The organism is Staphylococcus sp. GW823-FHT05F06 (genome assembly GCF_058795495.1).
In genome coordinates, this window is record NZ_JBXAHW010000014.1 from 1 (window position 1) to 20,710 (window position 20,710).

The window sequence follows — 20,710 nt, forward strand, 5'->3', positions numbered from 1 at the left end:
TTACATATAAACACAAAGTATTTTGGCGAGACTCTTGAGGGAACAGGACAAGCTGAAGACTACAGGCTGAAGCTGTCACCTAAGAAAGCGAGCCAACAATACGAATTATTTTAAATAAAGATGCCAATAAATGAATTTATGAAAATCCATTTACTGGCTATTTTGCTAGGAATTATGTCTCAGCGTCTCTTCTCTTTCCTTTCAATCCATAATAAATATTGTATACATATAAAGTCTTAGAAAGTAATCAGTTTATCGTCGTATGTAAATTTGATACTACAGACCCATGATTTCTTATGATTTATCTTTTATTATTTAAAGTGTAGAGAGGCAAGGGAGGTATAAACAACATGATTATCTACAGAAGAAATATAGAAAATGGAACACCCATTTATGAAATCATAACTAAAACTTTCAAGACAATTACTATAAAGTGTGATGAAACTTTTAATAAGTATGAAATCTATCAATTGCTCTCTCTACTAGAGAATGACGTTGACAACATGCCGACAAGTTACTCATATCGTTAACGTTATTCTAGACAACTAGACATTGCATCAAACCTAATTGAGATTTAGCACTTTTGTCTTTCCAGTCCCAAATAAAATGAGTTTTAAAGCATTTAGTCCCTTAATACGTTTAGGTTTAAAGACATTCTATCATCCCTAAATTAACACTCACCTTAACAAGTGAGAAACGCTAATGTTAGCCAAAACTTGTCCCCTTTTGTAGCTCGGAGAGAACCTTTGAGCATTGCTAACATTGGCGTTTTTAATTATTTAATTTAAAAAAAGATTATTATTTTTATCATTCTCAACTTCTAGTAATTGTTAGTTTGGTATCATCATATGTTTTAAAAACTACAATTTCATCATTTTCTTTTATTAAAAATTGTACTTCTTCATCTATATTTATAGGTTTTAAGTACTTAATTTTGTAATTCATCCAATTCACATTAAGTTCAGAAAATACTTTTTCACATATGAGTTGTCCTGGTACAATGGAACGATGGATTGGATTCTCATCATTAACTATAGTTAAATATTCATTCACCATTTCTATTGTAAATTTCATAATTTATCTTACCTCGATAAATATTTGTTTTATATACATACAATGTTTTTTATCTTTATTGATTTCGAGTCCATATGTATATTTAATGATATTTTTAATTAATTTTTGTGAAACCTTATGCAATGTCGCTTCATACGTACAATCGACTTGAAGTTGATGTTGTGTCTTAATGTGTGTCTCTTTTAATATGATAGGCTTCTTTGAAAAAGATTGAAATAACTCAAATTGTGGCCATAACTTGGCACACATAAGAGTAGGAACATAATGGTCATACTTTATATTAAGCAATTCGCAATAATTTTGAACTTCTTCATTTGTAAATTGAACTTCTCTAATTTCCATACCATCTTTCAAATAAAGCTGCATTTCCTATCCCTCCACCTATTCCCATAGTTGCTATAGTTCTAAATTGATGTTTCATATAAAATAAACGTGTGACTAACGCTGCTCCACTTGCACCATATGGATGCCCTGTAGCAATTGCTCCTCCCCAACAATTCAACTTATTCAAAGGAATGTTAAGCTGTTGTTGGCTCGCAATAACTTGAGAGCTAAATGCTTCATTTAATTCTACTGCATTTATATCATTTATAGTTAATCGTTCTTGAGCTAATAATTGATTTACTGCTGGCACTGGACCTACTCCTAAATACTGTGGTTGAACACCTACAGTTGCACTATTCACAAACTTAATCCCTTCTGTGAATCCTAATTGACGTGCCCGATTTTCTTCCATAACAATCAGTAATACTGCACCATCATTTTTCTTACAACTATTTCCTACTGTGACTGTTCCTTCATTTAAAAGTGGTTTAAGTCTGCCAAGTGTTCTGAGAGTAAGTTGAGGTTTAATACTTTCATCTTGATTAAAATATTCACCTTTCACTTTGAACGGTAAAATTTCTTGGGAAATATTACCGTTATTCATATTTTTTGATGCCAACTGATGACTGCGATACGCAAAGTCATCTTGTTCATTTCTACTGATATGATATTTCTTCGCTACATTTTCGGCTGCTTCAATCATTGAAGGGTCTTCTCCTTCTCTTGCAAAAGGCGCCCGTTCAAAAAATTGTGGAAACTCAGATTCATAAACTGACTGCGGACGTTTGATTTTCCAAGGTGCTCTACTGGTACTCTCAACACCACCTGCAATATATATTGTTCCAGCACCACTTTGTACCATCCTACAGGCTTGTATAACGGCTTCAAGACCTGAGCCACATTGACGATCAATTGTTATACCAGGTATTTTAAAATCTAATCCCGCTTCAAGTAATGATTTTCTAGCTAAATTCCCCCCATTACCTACCGTATTACCTAAAATGGCGTCATCCAAAAGAGACATTACTTTTGGATACTGATCTGTAAAATGATTAAATAAAGGTTCTAGTAATGATTCAGGTTCTAAATGCCTCAATCGGCCACCATACTTACCGAAAGCTATACGTTTTGCTGCAATAATAACAGGTTGTTTCATTTTTATAACTCTCCATTAATAAATTTATTTTTCATCTCTTTTCTAGCAATCTTTCCTGATTCTGTATAAATCATATGGTCAATTTTCTTTAATTTTGATGGAACTTCTTGTCTTGAAAGATGTTTCATTAAAAAAGATTTAATTTGTCGGTAATTCAATTGTACTTTACCTGAATAAAGCAATATCGCTATTTCTCCAAATTTAGCATGTGGTATACCAATGACAAGGGCCTCATCAATGCCTTCAATATCCATAATTAAGCTTTCAATAGCTGTTGGATATACATTAATCCCCCCAACTATAATACGATCACTCTCTCTACCTACTAAAAACAAATGTTGATTTTTAATATAAGCGAAGTCGCCTGTTTTAATCCATGCCCCCTCTTGATTGCTTTGTCCAACATAACCACTAAACACCATTTCACTTCTAACGGCTAATAATCCTACTGCATCATCATCTTGATTTAATAATCGTGTCTCGACATGAGGGAAAAGTTTACCAACAGAATTAGCAGGAGATGATTGGTTAAAATTGTAGCTTATAAAACTTGCTTCAGATGTCCCAAAAAATTCTATTAAATTTGCTTGTGGATATAAATTTCTGATTTGTTGAAACTGTTGCAATGTAAGTTTAGCACCACTACTCAAAATACTTTTAATCGATGAACAATGTCGTTGAGTTGAAATAAGTTGTTGTACCATCGTTGGCACTACAAATATTGCTGTCGTTTTGTTCAATTGATTAATAAGACGCATAAGAGATAGTGGATTAAAATTTTTTTGACCTATAAATGTTTTTCCAGTACTTAATGCATAAATACATGCGTACAATGAAAGTGAATGTGATAAAGGACCCGGTGCTACAATGGTTTCTTCACAATGCTGGAGTAATTTCTCATTTTCCTTAAAAGAAACTATCCAAGAATGTTCATTTCTATAAAACGCTTTGGGTAAACCTGTAGTTCCTGACGTGAAACCTATATGTATAACATTACGTGGGATAACCTCATCATTATAAATTGAGTTATCATGATTTGAGGTAAGATGATTATCTTTAATTAACCATTGTATGTCATAACTTTTTACAAGTTGATGTATCCTTTCATTACTCCATTGATGATTAAAAATGCAAGGAATTCCACCTCTTTGATGTACCGCAAAATAGTTAATAATATTATTTACAGGATGTTCATCCATTAGACCTACTTTTTTGTTTAATTTTACTTCTTTATAGCGCATACTAGCCTGATAAATTTCTTTACTTAATTCTCCATACGTTAGATGTCGATCTTCAAACACTAAAGCTAATCGATGCGGGTATTGATTAATATAATGCTGTAAATATTCCATTATTTTTTTCATCTTCATCACCATTTGTAAACACTTTATATAATTATGTTTACATTATACTTGCTTCATAGTTTTAAAAAAAGAGTAGGATAAAATTCCTCATGAATTATCATCCTACCATTGAAAATATTATAAAATTGTTAAAAATTCTTCTGGATCATTAACAATATAATGAGGATTTTCATGCAACAATTCGTGTGCAGATTGTGCTCCCCATGTGACAGCGCATGTTTGCACATGAGCTTGATTCGCACTCTTGATATTCTGTGCTGTGTCCCCTATATACACGGTTTTACCTATCATTAAATGATGTTTCTGTATCAAATTTTGAATCGTTTCACAAAGAAGTTTGTCTTCATTTTTAATACAGACACCTAATGAATCAGTTATAAAACGGCTTAATCCGAGATAATCTAAATACTTTTGAGTTGTTAGTATTTCTTTATTAGACACTACAAATATTTTTTTCTTTTGGTTATGTAAAAATTTTAATGCTTCACTTATTCCGGTATATTCTTTTGATTGATGTATTTCATCGTTGCTAAAACAATGATTGTATTCATCTATTAATTTTTCTATTTGATAAAAAGACAGTTCATGTGAAGCTAGCGCTTTAAAATTGTTATATAAATTTAAATGATATGTATGTAAAATAGCTTGTTCTGTAGGTTCATCTAAATTTAATCTTTTAAAAGCGCTTTGCGTAGCTTTGACGTGACATGTTGTTGTATCAATTAGCGTTCCATCAAAATCAAAAATATAACTATCAAAATTCATGATGTTCACCTCATAGTTAAAGTTATATTATAAATATACACTTAAAGGAGTAATGTTGCACCATTTATTAAAAAAGCACCTTTGTCTAATCATAGACAAAAGTGCTCATCTCTCATTCTAGTTATTCTAAATTAGCATGATTCTCTTGCATTGTTTTTTCACTAATGTGAAATGCATCCATTAAAGGTAATACAACACTATCTAAGAATATAAGTGAAGCCTGTTCAAATAAACTACCAAGTGGTTGTTTCGAACCCTCAACATCATGTTTAGTACCTGCAGGCAATTCAACAACCGTCTCTGCAAGATTACCGATTGGCGATTCCGCATTTGTAGTTAATAAGACAATTTTTGCACCCTCAGATTGTGCTTTTTCAGCTAATAATCTTAAATGTTCTGTAGAACCTGAACCTGAAATAATAATAAACAAATCATGTTCTTTAATTGAAGGTGTTGTTGACTCACCTACAACGTAGGCATTTTTACCTAATTGATTTAAGCGCATTGCAAAACTATTAGCAACAAAACCTGAACGACCTTTACCAGCTGTAAATATGCGATCTGCACCTATAACATCATTAGCAAAACGTTCATACTCTGTATTATCTACTTGAGATAAAGTAGAATCTAACTCTTCAAGAATAAGACGATAATTATTAAATTCACTCATCTTATTTACCTTCAATAGCTGCTCTACATTGTTTTGCTGCTTCTACAGGATCGTCAGCATTCGCAATACCGCCACCAACAATAACTAAATCTGGATCTTCAGCAACAATATCTTTGATAGTATCTGGTTTAATACCACCTGCTACTGCAACCTTAGAGTTTTTGATAACAGATTTAACTGTACGCAAGCTGTCTAATGGAGATTTTCCTTCAGCTTGTAAGTCGTAACCTGTATGAACTGCGATATAGTCTGCACCCATCTCATCTAGTTCTTTAGCACGTTGTTCTAAGTTTTGCACTGCTATCATATCAACAAGCAATGCTTTTCCATGTTTATGCGCTTCTTCAACTGCTGCTTTAATTGAAGCATCTTCAGCAACACCTAAAATTGTAACAATATCTGCACCATATTTTACTGCTTGGCTCACTTCGTAATCTGCTGCATCCATAATTTTCAAGTCAGCTAATACTTTAGCATTATTAATATTTTCATTTAAATGTTGAACTGCAGGTAACCCTTCATTAATTACAATTGGCGTACCAATTTCAACAATATCTACATATTCTTCAACTTTTTGAGCTAATTTTGCTGCTTCTTCTTTATTTAATAAATCAATGGCTAATTGTAGTTCCAATGAAATTCATCCTTTCGTTTTGGGAAATTCTCTTTTGCTTATAGTTGTATACCCTTCGCTAAACTTATTAAACATATAAAATATTTTGTATATAAAACAACTATATAATTATAAACAATCTGGCGCTGCTTCATCGTCTACATAAACTTCAACATTAGGGTGTGTGTGTAAAATGGTCGCAGGTACATCTTCGGTAACCTGTTCATTTAACAGTTTACTTATAGCCTCTTTTTTCTTTGGACCAAATGCGAGTAGGATAATCCTTTTTGCTTTTAAAATACTTTTTACCCCCATTGAAACTGCTTGTCTAGGAACATCCTTTTCATTGTCAAAAAATCGACTATTTGCTTTTATGGTGCTTTCTGTTAAGTTCACCACATGTGTTTCACTATTGAAGTCAGTCCCTGGTTCATTAAAACCAATGTGACCATTTTCTCCAATTCCTAAAATTTGAATATCGATTGGCCCTCTTTCATCTAATAAATTGTTATATCGTTCCGCTTCTGCTTCTAGATTTTCTGATAAGCCATCAGGAATATGAATGTGATTTTTAACAAAATGAGGATATTGCTCAAATAGCACTTTATTCATGTAGGTATGGTAACTTTGTTGATGACTTGCTTTTAAACCTACATATTCATCTAAATTAAATGTTTCAACCTGCGACACATCAACTTTATTTTTGATTAATAAATTTACTAAGTAATGATATACGTCAGTCATAGTTCCACCAGTTGCTAAACCGAGTTTGGCATGAGGGTGCTGCTGTATTTGTTTAAACAACTCGCATGCTACATAAAATGACGCAAGATTTTTTGAATCTAAATTAATAATTTTCAATATCAAACACCTCTAATTTCAATATCACAATGATTGATGACTAACGCCTTACTCTTTTATATCTCTTAAATTATACTGTAACAAATGATTAAGATTTTAAACATATTAACGCTCTATATGTAATATTCAACGTTATTTCTTGAATTTTTCCTAATTAAATCGAGCATTCGTGTACAAATATACATAGCTTTCTAGTAAAATAGATAGATAAACGAGTTTGCTGGTAAATAATATGTTTATCGGTAGTCCGTCACTGACATATTGTTTAGTTTAAGGGAGTGAACGTGTTGGAACCAATTAAAGAACAAGAAGTGCTAGATTTATTAACTTCTTACTCAAATCAGCCTGTTTACCTACACGTTGAAACAACAAATGGTGCTTATGCAAATCATTTCGATCAACGCGTATTTAACGCTGGAACATTTTTAAGAAATATTGTCGTGACTTTTGAACATGCACAACTTAAAGGCGGCGACAAAGATCCATATCGTGTAGGTCTTAAATTAAAAGATGGTGGCTGGGTTTACGTGCAAGGACTTACGCACTATGAAGTTAATGAGAATAACGAATTTTTAATTGCAGGTTTTAATTATGAAGGACAATTGGCTGCTACAATAGAAATAAGTAAACAGCCATTTACTATATAAAGGAGGTTGCCAATCATGACTGATGAAAGACACGTACTTGTGATTTTCCCCCATCCTGATGATGAAACTTTTTCGTCTGCTGGAACTATCGCAAGTTATATTGAAAAAGGTATTCCCGTCACATATGCATGTCTTACCCTAGGACAAATGGGACGTAATCTAGGTAACCCTCCTTTTGCAACAAGAGAATCTTTACCATTTATACGTGAACGTGAGTTAGAAGAAGCATGCAAAGCAATTGGGATTACAGATTTAAGGAAAATGGGGTTAAGAGATAAAACTGTTGAATTTGAACCTTACGATCAAATGGATCAAATGATTCAATCACTTATTGACGAAACAAATCCATCATTAATTATTTCGTTCTATCCTAAATTTGCAGTTCACCCTGATCACGAGGCAACTGCAGAAGCTGTAGTACGTACAGTTGGACGCATGCATGAATCAGATCGACCCCGTCTTACACTTGTAGCGTTTAGCAATGATGCATCAGAAATTCTTGGAGAACCTGATATTCAAAATGACATATCTCAATATAGTGATATAAAACTTAAAGCTTTTGAAGCACATGCTTCACAAACAGGACCATTTTTAAAACAACTTGCTAGTCCCGAAATAGATGGTCAAGCACAAAGTTTCTTAAAAATAGAGCCATTTTGGACATATCACTTTGAATCTTAAATGGAGGTAAAACATGACAGAATTTGACTTATCCACTAGAGAGGGTCGTTGGAAACATTTCGGTTCTGTTGACCCTGTCAAAGGTACGAAACCAACTACTAAAAATGAAATGACCGATTTACAAAGTACTCATAAAAATTTCTTATTTGAAATAGAGGAAGTAGGCATTAAAAATTTAACTTATCCAGTTTTAATTGATCAGTACCAAACAGCTGGTTTATTTAGTTTTTCAACGAGTTTAAATAAAAATGAAAAAGGCATTAATATGAGTCGCATATTAGAAAGCGTTGAAAAACATTATGATAATGGCATTGAACTTGAATTTAACACACTACATCAATTGTTGCGTACTCTACAAGATAAAATGAATCAAAATGCTGCAGGTGTTGATGTGTCAGGTAAATGGTTCTTTGATCGTTATAGTCCTGTGACTAATATTAAAGCTGTAGGCCACGCAGATGTTACTTATGGTTTGGCTATTGAAAATCATACCGTTACACGCAAAGAATTAACTATTCAAGCCAAAGTAACAACACTATGTCCTTGCTCAAAAGAAATTAGTGAATATTCCGCACATAATCAACGTGGTATCGTTACAGTTAAAGCATATTTAGATAAAAATAATGATGTCATCGATGATTATAAAGATAAAATTTTAGACGCTATGGAAGCCAACGCTAGTTCTATCTTATATCCAATCTTAAAACGTCCTGATGAAAAACGAGTAACAGAACGCGCTTATGAAAATCCACGATTTGTTGAAGATTTAATTCGACTAATTGCAGCTGACTTAGTTGAATTTGACTGGATTGAAGGGTTCGATATTGAATGTCGTAATGAAGAGTCTATCCACCAGCATGATGCTTTCGCACGTCTGAAATATCGCAAATAAAACATTGAATTTCAACTACAATGCCAGTTGTATTTTTAGTTTATAAGATGCAACTGGCAATTTTTTAGCATCATCAATATCGATGATACATAATGTAACACAAAAGAAACTCACCCCATGCTAAACATTCAATGTTGAATTTATTAAAGGTCGTTACGAATCTAAATAAATCAGAAATTCTAGATTTAATTTATTGTAGTGTATTTATGCACTTGTAATTTACATACATATTATAACGTTTACAACCAACTTTAAGTCATCAGATTAAAGTATTTATTAATCACACATACGTGTTTACTAACAAATGAACTTCAAACAAATGCATCAATTCAATTATAGGTTACCTGAGCTATTGACAAACTATTTACATTTAATACATTCGACTAGTGAACCAAGAATGTGTCATGCTATGAAGAAAGGTGAAATTCATGATTACTGTATTAGTCATTACTATATTTTTTATTACAGTAACTTTAATAATTTGGCAACCAAAAGGATTAGATATAGGGATTTCTGCAGTCATCGGCGCGCTTTTAGCTATCGTTACTGGAGTAGTGAGTGTCTCAGATATATTAGAAGTGACAAGTATAGTTTAAAATGCCACACTTACCTTTGTCGCAGTTATCCTTATTTCATTAATCCTTGATGAAATAGGATTTTTTGAGTGGTCTGCCATACATATGGTTAAAGCATCACAAGGACATGGATTAAAAATGTTTGTGTTTATCATGATATTAGGTGCAATTATTGCAGCATTTTTTGCTAATGATGGAGCAACCTTAATTTTGACGCCTATCGCTTTAGCGATGATAAGAAATTTAGGTTTCAATAAAAAGCTAGTGTTTCCTTTTATTATAGCTTGTGGGTTTATCGTATATTCCACATCATTACCACTTGTTGTAAGTAATTTGGTTAACATTGTATCAGCAGATTACTTTGGTATTAAATTTGTTGAATATTTAAAGCGTATGTTTATACCTAATTTATTTTCTCTATTAGCTAGTATCTTAATATTATGGTTTTACTTTAGAAAATCCATCCCTAAAACATTTGATATATCAAGTATTTTTGAACCTAAAAATGCTATACGAGACACACGATTATTTAAAATTTCATGGATTATTTTAGCTTTATTACTTATAGGTTACTTAGTGAGTGAGTTCATCCCCTAATAAACAATGACATTTTAATAGAGTCTGATATAGTTGTCACATTGTGTAGTGATGCAGATGCAAACTGTCCAGTTTTACCTAAAAACGTCACTAAAGAACATTGGGGATTTGATGATCCTGCTGGTAAAGATTGGTCAGAATTTCAACGTGTAAGAGATGAGATTAAAACAACGATAGAAACATTTGCTCATAGAGAGTAATTTAACTCAAAACTTAAAATTCGTTATTATTATACTTTTCAACAAATTTAACAACATACTTGGCTATAATACTGATGAGTGAAACTACAAGAACAGAAATATACTAAGTGGAGTAACCATGACAAACAATTTAAAAACCGTTTATCGTGGGTACTATCACAATAGTTGTATTCATAAACAATAAAGTTTATTATAAGCTCGTTTGTAAGTGACTCGTTATTTTAAATTTTTTGATTATAAAAAGGTAAATATTGTTAGTAGTATGTATTTTCGTGTGAATTATTTTTAAATGTTTATTAGTTCTATTAATATTATAAGTTTTTATTATGTTACAATGTTTGTAAAATAAACTTAATTATATGAGGTAAATTATGTACTATTTTGTAGGTAATAACATCGGTCATAAAACTGCTGGTATAGAAAAAGCAATGATTAATCGGTTAAACCTATTTAAAGCATATCATTATCAAGCTAAAATTTTATTACTAGCATGGAATCGCTATTTAACTCAAACAGCATCGCAATATATTAATAGCGAAGATTATGTAAACATGTATGATTATTTTCAAGAAGCAAGTAACGTAACATCAGTGTTCAGTAAAAATTGGCTTCATTACTGGAGAGATGAATGTGGTTATACTATAAAACCGGTTTCTGAGACAAATGACGTTCGGATATATGATCAACAACAATTTATAATGTATGCGCATTTTGCTGATGAAGCTTATCAAAAAATTGATTACATTAATTACTTTGACACATCTAGAAGAAAAATAAAAAGAGAGTTATACGATACACGCGGATTTTTAAGTTGTGTTAGAGTCTTATCAACGGACCAAAAAATACAAGCGGAGTACTATCTTTCTCCTCAAGGAAACGTGAAAATTGAAAAGTATTATGATATTAATTCAAATCATCCCTATGAGGCAAAAAAGATTATATTAAATCATTTAGGTAACACGCACTTTTTAAACAATGAAACTGAGCTAGGTGCTTTTTTTATTGAAACAATATATCAAAATAGTGACTTATTCTTTAGCGATCGTAACCTTGTTACATCACATATATTTAACATAGTTGCATCTTACATCCCTGTTATTGCAGTGTTACATAGCACTCATGTTAAAGACGTTACTGATTTAGCGCATTCACCAATCAAAAATGTTTATAAAGGGGTTTTTGAACATTTACAAAGGTATAAAGCCATCATTGTTTCAACCCAACAACAAAAAGCTGACGTAATTGAGAGAATCAGTGGAGTTATTCCAGTATATGCTATTCCAGTTGGCTATTCATCTATCGATATGAAAGATTACTCTAATGAAAATAAATATGTTTCACCTAAGAAAATTATTTCTGTCGCAAGATACTCACCTGAAAAGCAATTGATACAACAAATCGAACTTATTAATAAGCTTAAAGATTCATTTCCAAATATCGAACTACATATGTATGGTTTTGGTAAAGAAGAACAACATTTAAAAGAACGAATTCAAGAATTAGGATTAGAAAAGCACGTAATATTAAGAGGTTTTTTAAAAGATTTAACTGATGAATATCAAGATGCATATCTAAATTTAATAACAAGTAATATGGAAGGCTTTTCCTTAGCATTATTAGAATGTGAGTCACATGGTGTACCTTCTATCAGTTATGATATTCAATATGGTCCAGGTGAATTGATACAGGATGGTAAGAATGGATATTTAGTAGAAAAGAATAATCAACACATGCTATTTGAAAAAGTAAAATTATTGCTCAACAACCCTCAACTTCAACAGTCTTTTTCTCACCATTGTATTGAAACTGCACAAAAGTATTCTCGAACACAAATCATGTTACTGTGGAAAAATTTACTTCAACATTTTAACTAAAGCATAAAAATATAAGTCGTCAAATTTTGCTATGAAGTCATTTATCATTAAATGGTTTCATAGTATTTTTTTGTATTAAATAAAAGAATTTTTATTAATTCAATAAAAAGGAACCATGAATTCATTTAAAATTCACGGTTCCTCTATTAAATCATTGTCAGATTGTGAGTTGTATATGTTTCTCTAAAAATCATACATTTAAGTCATTTTTAATAGAAATGACCTTGTTTGCATCATCTTTTTCACAAGATATGATAAACGTGAAAGTTATATTATAGTTTTAATCAACATCTTACATTTGTTGGACTAAATCTACTTTCTATTCAAATCTCATATCTGCTTCTTTCTACAAATTTCATTTGAACATTTTAATTTTTATTTTTTCTATTTTTGCGACGTTTCCCTAATAATAACGCTCCTAAACCTGCAAACAGAGTTCCAAGTAACGTGCCTTTAGAGCCATAATCTTCATTAGCTCCTGTATCAGGTAATTTATCTTTTGTACTCTTATCTGAGCTATTGCCTAAATCTGAGTCGTTGTCTGAGTCTGAATCACTGTCTGAGTCTGAATCACTATCGGAATCCGAATCACTGTCTGAGTCTGAATCACTATCAGAATCTGAGTCACTATCCGAGTCTGAGTCGCTATCGGAGTCTGAATCACTATCGGAATCTGAATCACTGTCTGAGTCTGAATCACTATCAGAATCTGAGTCGCTGTCTGAGTCTGAATCACTATCGGAATCTGAGTCGCTGTCTGAATCTGAATCACTGTCTGAGTCTGAGTCGCTGTCTGAATCCGAGTCGCTATCAGAATCCGAGTCGCTGTCTGAATCTGAGTCGCTGTCTGAATCCGAGTCGCTATCGGAGTCTGAATCACTATCGGAATCTGAGTCGCTGTCTGAGTCACTATCGGAATCCGATTCGTCATCATAGTATCCGTTATCTATACTAAAGTCATCATGATCAGTAATTGTTACATGAACTTCTTCCCCATCAGCATCCTGTTCGTCATCATCACCAGAATCTGTTGTTGTTTGAGTCATACCTGAAGGTTTATCAAAATGAACAATATAATTACCACTATTTAAATTATCAAATTGATACTTTCCATTTTCATCGGTTGTAGTTGTACTAATGATATTTCCGTTTTCATCTTTTAACGTCACTTTAACTCCAGAGATTCCTTTTTCATCATCACCTTGAATACCATCTTTATTAGTGTCATACCATACATAGTTCCCTAAGCTGTATTTAGGTGTTTGATAAAATCCACTATCAATCGTCATATCGTCTTGTCCATTAATAGTTACCCATACAGAATTACCTTCTGAGTCTAGTGCAGGATTTGTTCCTGAATGTTTAAGCGTCGGCGTATATCCTTCAGGTGTTTCGAATGTAATTTTATAAGTCAATCCGTTTTTCAATCCATCAAATTGATATTTCCCATCTTCATCTGTTCTGACTGATTTTGAAGTTCCATCAGGATACGTCAAAGTTACCAATACATTACTAAGCGGTTTTTCATTATCATTTGTATTTTGAATACCATCTTTATCTACATCTTCCCATACGTAATCTCCGATTTTATAAGTTTTTTCAGGAGGCAAGTCACCTTGTCCTTGACCTGAACTTGTAGAGAAAGCAATTGTATTATCATAGGATGCTGTTCTAAACTCACCAGTATACTCATTTATAGTCGTCTGCATTGTCACAGTTTGCTGTATAGTCGTGTAATCATCCTTATTAGGGTCATATTTACTAATAACTTTAATAATATATGGTGAATCTATATTACCAAAATTAATATTCACATCATTATTATTTCCTAATTGGGCATAATCATCATTTGTGACATCTTCATATTCACTGTAATCATAAATTCTGTTACTATCTGGTAAATTTTGATTATCTCCAACCTTATAAACTTTAATTATTGTGCTATCGTCTATAATTGTTGAACCTTCATCACCATTCCCTGAAATATTTACATTTGTTTCCTTGGCTGAATAACGAAGAGGGTTAATATAAATCGTTTGCTCAACTGTATGGTTTTTCGTATCTATGTTTGTGAACATACTTTGAAGGTTAGCAGTCCGATTTTCGTTAGGTTTTTGATATTCAACCGTAATTGTTTTATTTACTGATGAAAGGGCCGTCTTATATTCTACATCTAACTTAGTGTTATTATTTGGAACCTTTGATTTATCAATGTATGATGTTAATTTAAGGTGCGCTTTAATATTTTCATATTTATCTACATAATCTGTAAAAGTGTAGGTAATTTGTTTATTTGTGTTGTCATAAGTACCTGTAGCGATGATTTCTCCAGAATTATCTTTTATTTTTGGTATTGCAAAACTATCGGTTAAATCTGATGGAACTGTATTCTTATCTATATTCACTGTCATCGTATCACCAGATTTCACCTTATCATCTACTTCAAAAGTTACATCATAGATTAAGTTTTCAGCATCATGTGCTTTAATAATACCATCACTATCATCATATCCTTCAGTAATACTTTGATCAGTAACTTTAATTAAATGATTAACATTCGAACCTTGTTCTGCCGCTAATTGATTTACGGTTACACGCTTACTCGATGGTTGGGCAGATGTTGTAGATAACGGTCTAACCTTATTTTCATATTCATTTATTGGTAAATTTAATAACTCATCTTGATTTGAAATTTTTTCATCTATATTTTTATAGCTAGACGGTTGACTTGTTATTGAATCTTCTCTTACTTTGTTAGGTTGCTCTATAGTATTCTCTTCTTTATTGGATTCAGTGTTACTCTCTATTATTTTAGAGTTAGCAAAATCTGATACGCGGGAATTTTCTTCATTATCACTTGTTTGAATAGATGCTTCACTATTTATTGTTGTATGAGATGGTTGTTGGGCAGTATCCATTGATGAATTTGAGGATTCGACTGATGAGGGTTCTTTTACCACTTCTTCTTTAAGCTGAGTATTATCTTGAGGGGTCTTTTGTAAAAATGTTGCTTCGTTTTCATCTACATTTGTTGTTGACTGTGTTATATCTTTAGAGCGATTTTCTATGGCATCGTTGCTATTCGTTTCTTCTTTTTTTATTTGGTTATCATCATCGGTGTTTATTGACTGACTATTATTGATTACATCATTCTTTTCTTCATTACTGGACTGATCATTGCTATCTGATAATTCATCATCCATATTCGAATCTTTAACGTCTTGTACTGTATTCTCCTCAGCTTTGGCCTCATTATGACCTAAACCAAACAATAATGTTGCACCTATTACAATAGACGCTGTACCTACTGTGAATTTTCTAATTGCATATTTATTGGATTTATTTGCTATAGGTTTCTTTTTAGTTAGTAAATTATTTTTTTTTAATCATAAAAACTCCTTATCTTTGACTATTTCAATGTAATTTTCAAGTAAAAATCGTTTCTAGAGTAAAATACAATATAGTATATAAGTCTTTTTTGCAATATTTTTTAAATATGTTAACAAACATTTAATAAACAGTTAATTAATTCGCTCTACATTTCTTAAAATTCTAATAACATAAATAGTTGAAATTATTACTATATTCATCAAAAAAATTGTCACCAAACTATTTCGAATGATAAAAATATAAATAACCGCGGTGTTTCATATTAGTATTATGCACATCTCTGTCACAGTGTTTTATGGAATATTTTAAAGTTAAATCTCAAAAATCATGTATATGTTTTATTAAGGCAATAAATATAAAGACTCCCTTTAATGTTTACTAAAAACATCAAAGGGAGCTAATTTAATGATATTGCTTGATAAAAACAAATCATAAAATATGATTATTTTAAGTGTTCATATGGACTATTTGTTACGAAGGATACAATTTGATCAACAAACAATTTTGCACGTAGTTGAAATTCATTATCTTCTAAGTATAAGGTACCATCTTCTAATTTAGCATAATCAGAGTCATGTGTAGCAATTTGCGTTGGTACAGCAATACCAAGTAAACTACGTACGATGACTCTTAAGTGTGATAATGGCTCAGAACTTACTATTCCTCCACTATTGCAAATGAGTCCCACGGGTTTCATTTTGAAATGGTCCATATTAAGGTGGTCAAGTGCATTTTTAAGAATACCTGAAAACGATCCATGATAATTTGGCGTTCCTAAAATTAAGAAATCTGCTTCCATTGCTTTACTCTGTAAAGATTTGACATTGTTTTTAATTTCATCAACTGCTTGTGTTGTACCAGCAAAATCCAATTGATGAATGGGTTTCTCAGCTAGGTCAAAGATTTCCACCTCAACATCATGTTCGCCGAGTTGACCTTTTAAATATTTTGATAAAGCGTTCGTATGAGACCCTACTTGAGCACTCCCTATAATAATTAAACCTTTCATTATTTTACACCTCTAAATTATTTTCTTCTTTTAATATTTTCATGATTGCTTTTCCAACTCCACTATTTTCATTGGTGTCTGTGACATATTTAGCAATATGTTTAACTTCGTCTGTAGCATTATTCATTGCTACTGGATAACCTACACGTTCTAGCATTGAAATATCATTTAAATTATCTCCTATTGCTATCACATCTGTTAAATCTATACCCAATTGATGAGCAATAGCTGATAAGGCAATGCCTTTTTGAGCGTTTGAATGAGTGATTTCTAGATTACCTCTTGATGATGAAGATACTGCTAAATTTGGTGATGATGCTAACGCTTGACCTACTTGGTCGATTTTACTTAAATCTGCATCAAAAGCTAACACCTTCATAATAAGTTCTCCAGGAATATCTTCAATTGAATCATAATTATCTACAACTTTTAAAGTACCGTTATCTATGCGTTTTTGTATATTATTTCGTATCTTGTCTACATCTGCTTTTTGACCCGCACGTTCTGCAATATCTATATAGATTGCTAAATCACGTTTAGGATCTTCTGTATATATGCCACGGTTTGTGTAAATTTGATAATAAATATGATTATTTTTAAGTGCTGTAGTAATTTTGTGTACTAAATCATGATTAAGATGCGATGTACTCATTATATTAAATGATTCATCACGAACTTCTGCACCATTCAAACATATGTAAGGTACTTTTAAGTCTGTTTCAGCAACAGGTGTTTGTGCCTCATAAAATGCTCTACCAGTTGCAATAACTACTGTAATGCCGTTCGCTTGCGCAAATTTTATCGCTTCTTGATTCATAGTGGTGATTTCATGACCAGCGTTAAGTAATGTTCCATCCATATCAGTTGCTATTAGCTTTATCATTAGTTGACCTCGTTTCCACTTATTTTAAAGTGATGCTATATGAATTTTTTTAATTGATTTAAAATTAATGTGTGTAGCATGTGTCTTAACTTCATCATTGTTATATGTTATCACACAATCTTTAACGATTTACTGGACTTCAAAAATACGTTTATTTATGTACGACATCATTTTAACAAATTTATATCCTTTTGTATCTTCCCCTGTTTTTCTGCTTTTTTCTTTTCACGTATTTCCTTAAAAAAACTTCTCAATAGTTCTGCACACTCTTCTTCTAAAATTCCTTTTTCTACGATTGCCCTATGATTAAACTGCGGTTGTTCTAATAAATTCATAAGACTTCCTGAACATCCTCCTTTGGGATCAGTAGCACCATACACAACCTTTGGAATACGGCTCATAATAATAGTGCCCGCACACATGACACAGGGCTCTAATGTAACATACAACGTACATTCTTCTAATCTCCAACTGCCGACAACTTCTGACGCCCGTTCTATCGCTATGTGCTCTGCATGGGCAGTAGGTTGCTGCAATGTTTCCCTTAAATTATGTGCACGTGCAATGACTTGATCCTCTTTAACAATAACTGCTCCGATTGGAACTTCTCCTAATGCTTTGGCTTTGTGTGCTTCATTAATTGCTAAGCGCATGTAATCATGATTTTTTTTCATATGTGTTGGAATACCTCACTTATGGTACAATACTCATTGTCTATCTTAACATTTGGAGAAGTGATTATGAATAAACCATTTATTGCAATCGAAGGACCTATAGGTGTTGGTAAATCCTCTCTTGCTCACCGATTAAGCAAGACGTTTGGTTTTTATGAAGAGAAAGAAATTGTTGATGAAAATCCATTTCTATCTGATTTTTATGATGATATAGAAAAGTGGAGTTTTCAAACTGAAATGTTCTTTTTATGTAACAGATATAAACAGATTAGAGATATTGAGTCGCTAAATCAAGGTATAGTTAGCGATTATCATATTCATAAAAATAAAATTTTTGCTAAAAATACTTTAGATGCTAAAGAATTTGATAAATTCAGTCGTATTTTTGATATTTTAACTGAAGATATCGAAATGCCAAATACAATTATCTTTTTAGATGCTGATTTAGATGTATTAAAATCTAGAATTGCACAACGTAATCGTAGCTTTGAATCTCAAATAGAAGATGACTATTTACTTACTTTAAAAAAAGATTATCTTGCTTATTATGAATCATTAAAGAATGACGGTGCAAATGTCATTCGAATTGATACATCTCAACAAGATTTCGTTAAAAATGATTACGATTACCAAAATATTTTAAATTTAGTAAAACCTATGATTGGAGAAAATAAAGATGAATAATTATGGTATTCCTCAAAATGCAGTAATAACCATTGCTGGCACTGTAGGGGTTGGTAAATCTACGTTAACACAAGCACTTGCTGACAAGTTAAATTTTAAAACTTCCTTTGAGAATGTAGACCATAATCCTTATTTAGATAAATTTTATCATAATTTTGAACGTTGGAGCTTTCATCTTCAAATTTACTTTCTTGCTGAACGTTTTAAGGAACAAAAACGCATGTTTGAGTATGGTGGCGGATTCGTTCAAGATCGTTCAATTTATGAAGATGTGGATATTTTTGCAAAAATGCACGAAGAACAAGGAACAATGAGTGCTGACGACTACCACACGTATTACGAATTATTTAATGCAATGGTTATGACACCTTATTTTCCAAAGCCTGATGTTCTGATTTATCTAGAATGTGATTATGATGAAGTAATTGATCGTATTCAACAGCGGGGACGTGACATGGAAATCAATACAGATCCAGAATATTGGAAAAAACTATTTAAACGGTATGAAAATTGGATTAACAATTTTAATGCATGTCCTGTTGTTCGACTTAATATTAATGAATATGACATACACGAAGACGTAGACTCCCTTGATTCAGTCATTGATAAAATTGCTCAAGTTATTAAAGCATACCGACAAGTGGATACAAGATAATATATCTAATTGTAGAAAATTAGAGCTTATATTTATATACTTTCACAAGTTATTTCATATACCTTTTACTCAAATATTAAAATAACAGATATAGCTATTATTAAGAATGTTGACAATATTTTATAAAAATTCTATGTTTATACTATAACTGAATTATATGCACTAGGGGTGTTTTTTAACTGAGATGGATATCATCCAAACCCTTTGAACCTGAACTAGCTTATACTAGCGGAGGAAAGTGTTGAATCTCATCTAATTATCATTCTGTCTTTATATATTGATTTGGATGCACAACTTTTCTCATGAAGGTTGTGCATTTTTTCTTATACAAATAAAAATTATTGGGGGCATAAAGATGAAAAAAACTGCAATTATCACGGGAAGTAGTCGTGGATTAGGCGCTAAAATTGCAATAACTTTACTAGAAAAAGGCTACAATGTTGTTGTTAATTACAAACAAAATAAGGATAAAGCTGAAAAATTAATTAGAAATTATAATCAAAGTAGGGCTATAGCTATTCAAGCTGATGTGACAGACAGAAACGATGTGAATCGAATGATTCAAACTGCCACACAACATTTTGGAAAAATAGATATAGTCATTAATAATGCACTTGTTGGTTTTAAATTTGATCCAAATCAGCAAAAATCGTTTAAAGATTTAACTTGGGAAGATTATCAACAACAACTTAATGGTACTTTAAAAGGAGCATTTAATGTGACTCAAAGCGTCATACCACAATTTATAGAACAACAAAGTGGATGCATTGTTAGTATTGGAACCAATTTGTATCAAAATCCAGTCGTACCTTATCATGAGTATACAACAGCAAAGGCAGGTCTCATTGGCTTTACTCGTAATATTGCTGCAGAACTTGGACAATATGGTATTACAGCAAATGTTGTTTCTGGAGGATTACTCAAAACGACTGATGCAAGTGCAGTCACTACACCTGAAGTATTTGATTTAATTGCTCAAACTACACCTCTTAGAAAAGTAACATCACCTCAAGATGTAGCCAATATGGTCGTATATCTCGCTTCAGATGAAGCACGTGGCGTAACAGGTCAAAATATTACCGTTGACGGTGGTTTAACAATGAACTAATTGTTTGTGTATTT

Annotated in this window: 20 protein-coding genes, 2 pseudogenes and 1 riboswitch; of the genes and pseudogenes, 10 read left to right on the top strand and 12 right to left on the bottom strand. The window is 31.9% G+C overall.

The genetic code is table 11. The features are described from left to right. Nucleotides 1–350: 350 nt before the first annotated feature. On the top strand, nucleotides 351–530 hold the full coding sequence (gene vraX, locus AC1Q7N_RS09250) for a C1q-binding complement inhibitor VraX (protein ID WP_002438726.1): 180 nt from the start codon (nucleotides 351–353) through the stop codon (nucleotides 528–530). A gap of 283 nt (nucleotides 531–813) precedes the next feature. Here vraX and AC1Q7N_RS09255 read toward each other — a convergent pair whose 3' ends face one another. From AC1Q7N_RS09255 to nagB, 8 genes are all read right to left on the bottom strand, one after another. Further along, a complete protein-coding gene (locus AC1Q7N_RS09255) occupies nucleotides 814–1,074 on the bottom strand; it encodes a hypothetical protein (protein WP_001832117.1) in 261 nt (86 codons plus the stop codon). Between the two features lie 3 nt (nucleotides 1,075–1,077). Continuing rightward, nucleotides 1,078–1,440 (bottom strand): protein VraC, encoded by a 363-nt coding sequence (locus AC1Q7N_RS09260; RefSeq protein WP_001832023.1) that lies wholly within the window; start codon nucleotides 1,438–1,440, stop codon nucleotides 1,078–1,080. Next, nucleotides 1,406–2,554, bottom strand: coding sequence for an acetyl-CoA C-acyltransferase (locus tag AC1Q7N_RS09265; protein ID WP_049387423.1), 1,149 nt, complete (start codon nucleotides 2,552–2,554; stop codon nucleotides 1,406–1,408). Before AC1Q7N_RS09265 ends, AC1Q7N_RS09260 begins: the two co-directional genes overlap by 35 nt. 2 nt (nucleotides 2,555–2,556) lie before the next feature. Further along, the gene (locus AC1Q7N_RS09270; RefSeq protein ID WP_002438725.1) at nucleotides 2,557–3,930 is read right to left on the bottom strand and encodes a long-chain fatty acid--CoA ligase; all 1,374 of its coding nucleotides are present in this window, start codon (nucleotides 3,928–3,930) and stop codon (nucleotides 2,557–2,559) included. 105 nt (nucleotides 3,931–4,035) lie between these two features. Then, nucleotides 4,036–4,683: an HAD family hydrolase gene (locus tag AC1Q7N_RS09275; RefSeq protein WP_002438724.1), complete on the bottom strand. Its 648-nt coding sequence runs from the start codon at nucleotides 4,681–4,683 to the stop codon at nucleotides 4,036–4,038. 121 nt (nucleotides 4,684–4,804) lie between these two features. Continuing rightward, on the bottom strand, nucleotides 4,805–5,353 hold the full coding sequence (gene hxlB, locus AC1Q7N_RS09280; protein WP_002456012.1) for a 6-phospho-3-hexuloisomerase: 549 nt from the start codon (nucleotides 5,351–5,353) through the stop codon (nucleotides 4,805–4,807). A 1-nt stretch (nucleotide 5,354) separates the two neighbouring features. Continuing rightward, nucleotides 5,355–5,987 carry a 3-hexulose-6-phosphate synthase gene (hxlA, locus tag AC1Q7N_RS09285; protein WP_001832167.1) on the bottom strand — a complete coding sequence of 211 codons (633 nt, stop codon included), beginning with the start codon at nucleotides 5,985–5,987 and terminating at the stop codon, nucleotides 5,355–5,357. A gap of 108 nt (nucleotides 5,988–6,095) precedes the next feature. Beyond that, a complete protein-coding gene (nagB, locus tag AC1Q7N_RS09290) occupies nucleotides 6,096–6,827 on the bottom strand; it encodes a glucosamine-6-phosphate deaminase (protein WP_001832077.1) in 732 nt (243 codons plus the stop codon). A 284-nt stretch (nucleotides 6,828–7,111) separates the two neighbouring features. On the opposite strand from nagB, the gene AC1Q7N_RS09295 reads away from it, so the two are divergent. From AC1Q7N_RS09295 to AC1Q7N_RS09320, 6 genes and pseudogenes are all read left to right on the top strand, one after another. Beyond that, nucleotides 7,112–7,474: a YojF family protein gene (locus AC1Q7N_RS09295; RefSeq protein ID WP_002438722.1), complete on the top strand. Its 363-nt coding sequence runs from the start codon at nucleotides 7,112–7,114 to the stop codon at nucleotides 7,472–7,474. Between the two features lie 15 nt (nucleotides 7,475–7,489). Continuing rightward, complete coding sequence (bshB2, locus tag AC1Q7N_RS09300) at nucleotides 7,490–8,155, top strand: bacillithiol biosynthesis deacetylase BshB2 (protein ID WP_002456851.1); 666 nt, start codon at nucleotides 7,490–7,492, stop codon at nucleotides 8,153–8,155. 13 nt (nucleotides 8,156–8,168) lie between these two features. Further along, the gene (gene folE2 / locus AC1Q7N_RS09305) at nucleotides 8,169–9,047 is read left to right on the top strand and encodes a GTP cyclohydrolase FolE2 (protein WP_001832035.1); all 879 of its coding nucleotides are present in this window, start codon (nucleotides 8,169–8,171) and stop codon (nucleotides 9,045–9,047) included. A 431-nt stretch (nucleotides 9,048–9,478) separates the two neighbouring features. Continuing rightward, nucleotides 9,479–10,213: pseudogene (locus tag AC1Q7N_RS09310) on the top strand (ArsB/NhaD family transporter); the annotation flags it as partial. Between the two features lie 2 nt (nucleotides 10,214–10,215). Then, a pseudogene (locus AC1Q7N_RS09315) lies at nucleotides 10,216–10,419 on the top strand (arsenate reductase/protein-tyrosine-phosphatase family protein); the annotation flags it as partial. A gap of 371 nt (nucleotides 10,420–10,790) precedes the next feature. Continuing rightward, nucleotides 10,791–12,293: a glycosyltransferase gene (locus AC1Q7N_RS09320; RefSeq protein ID WP_002468925.1), complete on the top strand. Its 1,503-nt coding sequence runs from the start codon at nucleotides 10,791–10,793 to the stop codon at nucleotides 12,291–12,293. A gap of 368 nt (nucleotides 12,294–12,661) precedes the next feature. Here AC1Q7N_RS09320 and sdrG read toward each other — a convergent pair whose 3' ends face one another. The 4 genes from sdrG to tadA all read right to left on the bottom strand — a co-directional run bounded on the left by sdrG (nucleotide 12,662) and on the right by tadA (nucleotide 18,249). Next, nucleotides 12,662–15,643 carry an MSCRAMM family adhesin SdrG gene (sdrG, locus tag AC1Q7N_RS09325; RefSeq protein WP_233655063.1) on the bottom strand — a complete coding sequence of 994 codons (2,982 nt, stop codon included), beginning with the start codon at nucleotides 15,641–15,643 and terminating at the stop codon, nucleotides 12,662–12,664. A gap of 482 nt (nucleotides 15,644–16,125) precedes the next feature. Further along, on the bottom strand, nucleotides 16,126–16,692 hold the full coding sequence (locus AC1Q7N_RS09330; protein ID WP_002438713.1) for an NADPH-dependent FMN reductase: 567 nt from the start codon (nucleotides 16,690–16,692) through the stop codon (nucleotides 16,126–16,128). A 4-nt stretch (nucleotides 16,693–16,696) separates the two neighbouring features. Beyond that, the gene (locus AC1Q7N_RS09335) at nucleotides 16,697–17,575 is read right to left on the bottom strand and encodes a Cof-type HAD-IIB family hydrolase (RefSeq protein WP_002438712.1); all 879 of its coding nucleotides are present in this window, start codon (nucleotides 17,573–17,575) and stop codon (nucleotides 16,697–16,699) included. Nucleotides 17,576–17,742: 167 nt separating this feature from the next. Next, the gene (tadA, locus tag AC1Q7N_RS09340; protein ID WP_002438711.1) at nucleotides 17,743–18,249 is read right to left on the bottom strand and encodes a tRNA adenosine(34) deaminase TadA; all 507 of its coding nucleotides are present in this window, start codon (nucleotides 18,247–18,249) and stop codon (nucleotides 17,743–17,745) included. Nucleotides 18,250–18,315: 66 nt separating this feature from the next. Between tadA and AC1Q7N_RS09345 the strand changes: the two genes are divergently transcribed. The 3 genes from AC1Q7N_RS09345 to AC1Q7N_RS09355 all read left to right on the top strand — a co-directional run bounded on the left by AC1Q7N_RS09345 (nucleotide 18,316) and on the right by AC1Q7N_RS09355 (nucleotide 20,696). Then, nucleotides 18,316–18,933 carry a deoxynucleoside kinase gene (locus AC1Q7N_RS09345; RefSeq protein ID WP_002456016.1) on the top strand — a complete coding sequence of 206 codons (618 nt, stop codon included), beginning with the start codon at nucleotides 18,316–18,318 and terminating at the stop codon, nucleotides 18,931–18,933. Next, on the top strand, nucleotides 18,926–19,588 hold the full coding sequence (locus tag AC1Q7N_RS09350) for a deoxynucleoside kinase (protein WP_002438709.1): 663 nt from the start codon (nucleotides 18,926–18,928) through the stop codon (nucleotides 19,586–19,588). Before AC1Q7N_RS09345 ends, AC1Q7N_RS09350 begins: the two co-directional genes overlap by 8 nt. A 154-nt stretch (nucleotides 19,589–19,742) precedes the next feature. Next, a riboswitch (TPP riboswitch) is annotated at nucleotides 19,743–19,842 on the top strand. A gap of 101 nt (nucleotides 19,843–19,943) precedes the next feature. Continuing rightward, entirely contained in the window at nucleotides 19,944–20,696 is a 753-nt protein-coding gene (locus AC1Q7N_RS09355; RefSeq protein ID WP_002456017.1) for a 3-oxoacyl-ACP reductase, read from the top strand. Nucleotides 20,697–20,710 lie beyond the last annotated feature (14 nt).

Excerpts from the sequence above, each read along its gene's own strand:
- AC1Q7N_RS09330 (WP_002438713.1), bottom strand. The coding sequence starts at position 16,692 with ATGAAAGGTTTAATTATTATAGGGAGTGCTCAAGTAGGGTCTCATACG.
- folE2 (WP_001832035.1), top strand. The coding sequence starts at position 8,169 with ATGACAGAATTTGACTTATCCACTAGAGAGGGTCGTTGGAAACATTTC.
- AC1Q7N_RS09265 (WP_049387423.1), bottom strand. The coding sequence starts at position 2,554 with ATGAAACAACCTGTTATTATTGCAGCAAAACGTATAGCTTTCGGTAAG.
- AC1Q7N_RS09345 (WP_002456016.1), top strand. The coding sequence starts at position 18,316 with ATGAATAAACCATTTATTGCAATCGAAGGACCTATAGGTGTTGGTAAA.
- hxlB (WP_002456012.1), bottom strand. The coding sequence starts at position 5,353 with ATGAGTGAATTTAATAATTATCGTCTTATTCTTGAAGAGTTAGATTCT.
- AC1Q7N_RS09320 (WP_002468925.1), top strand. The coding sequence starts at position 10,791 with ATGTACTATTTTGTAGGTAATAACATCGGTCATAAAACTGCTGGTATA.
- AC1Q7N_RS09355 (WP_002456017.1), top strand. The coding sequence starts at position 19,944 with ATGAAAAAAACTGCAATTATCACGGGAAGTAGTCGTGGATTAGGCGCT.
- AC1Q7N_RS09335 (WP_002438712.1), bottom strand. The coding sequence starts at position 17,575 with ATGATAAAGCTAATAGCAACTGATATGGATGGAACATTACTTAACGCT.
- AC1Q7N_RS09270 (WP_002438725.1), bottom strand. The coding sequence starts at position 3,930 with ATGGTGATGAAGATGAAAAAAATAATGGAATATTTACAGCATTATATT.
- tadA (WP_002438711.1), bottom strand. The coding sequence starts at position 18,249 with ATGAAAAAAAATCATGATTACATGCGCTTAGCAATTAATGAAGCACAC.
- AC1Q7N_RS09350 (WP_002438709.1), top strand. The coding sequence starts at position 18,926 with ATGAATAATTATGGTATTCCTCAAAATGCAGTAATAACCATTGCTGGC.
- bshB2 (WP_002456851.1), top strand. The coding sequence starts at position 7,490 with ATGACTGATGAAAGACACGTACTTGTGATTTTCCCCCATCCTGATGAT.
- AC1Q7N_RS09275 (WP_002438724.1), bottom strand. The coding sequence starts at position 4,683 with ATGAATTTTGATAGTTATATTTTTGATTTTGATGGAACGCTAATTGAT.
- AC1Q7N_RS09255 (WP_001832117.1), bottom strand. The coding sequence starts at position 1,074 with ATGAAATTTACAATAGAAATGGTGAATGAATATTTAACTATAGTTAAT.
- vraX (WP_002438726.1), top strand. The coding sequence starts at position 351 with ATGATTATCTACAGAAGAAATATAGAAAATGGAACACCCATTTATGAA.
- AC1Q7N_RS09260 (WP_001832023.1), bottom strand. The coding sequence starts at position 1,440 with ATGCAGCTTTATTTGAAAGATGGTATGGAAATTAGAGAAGTTCAATTT.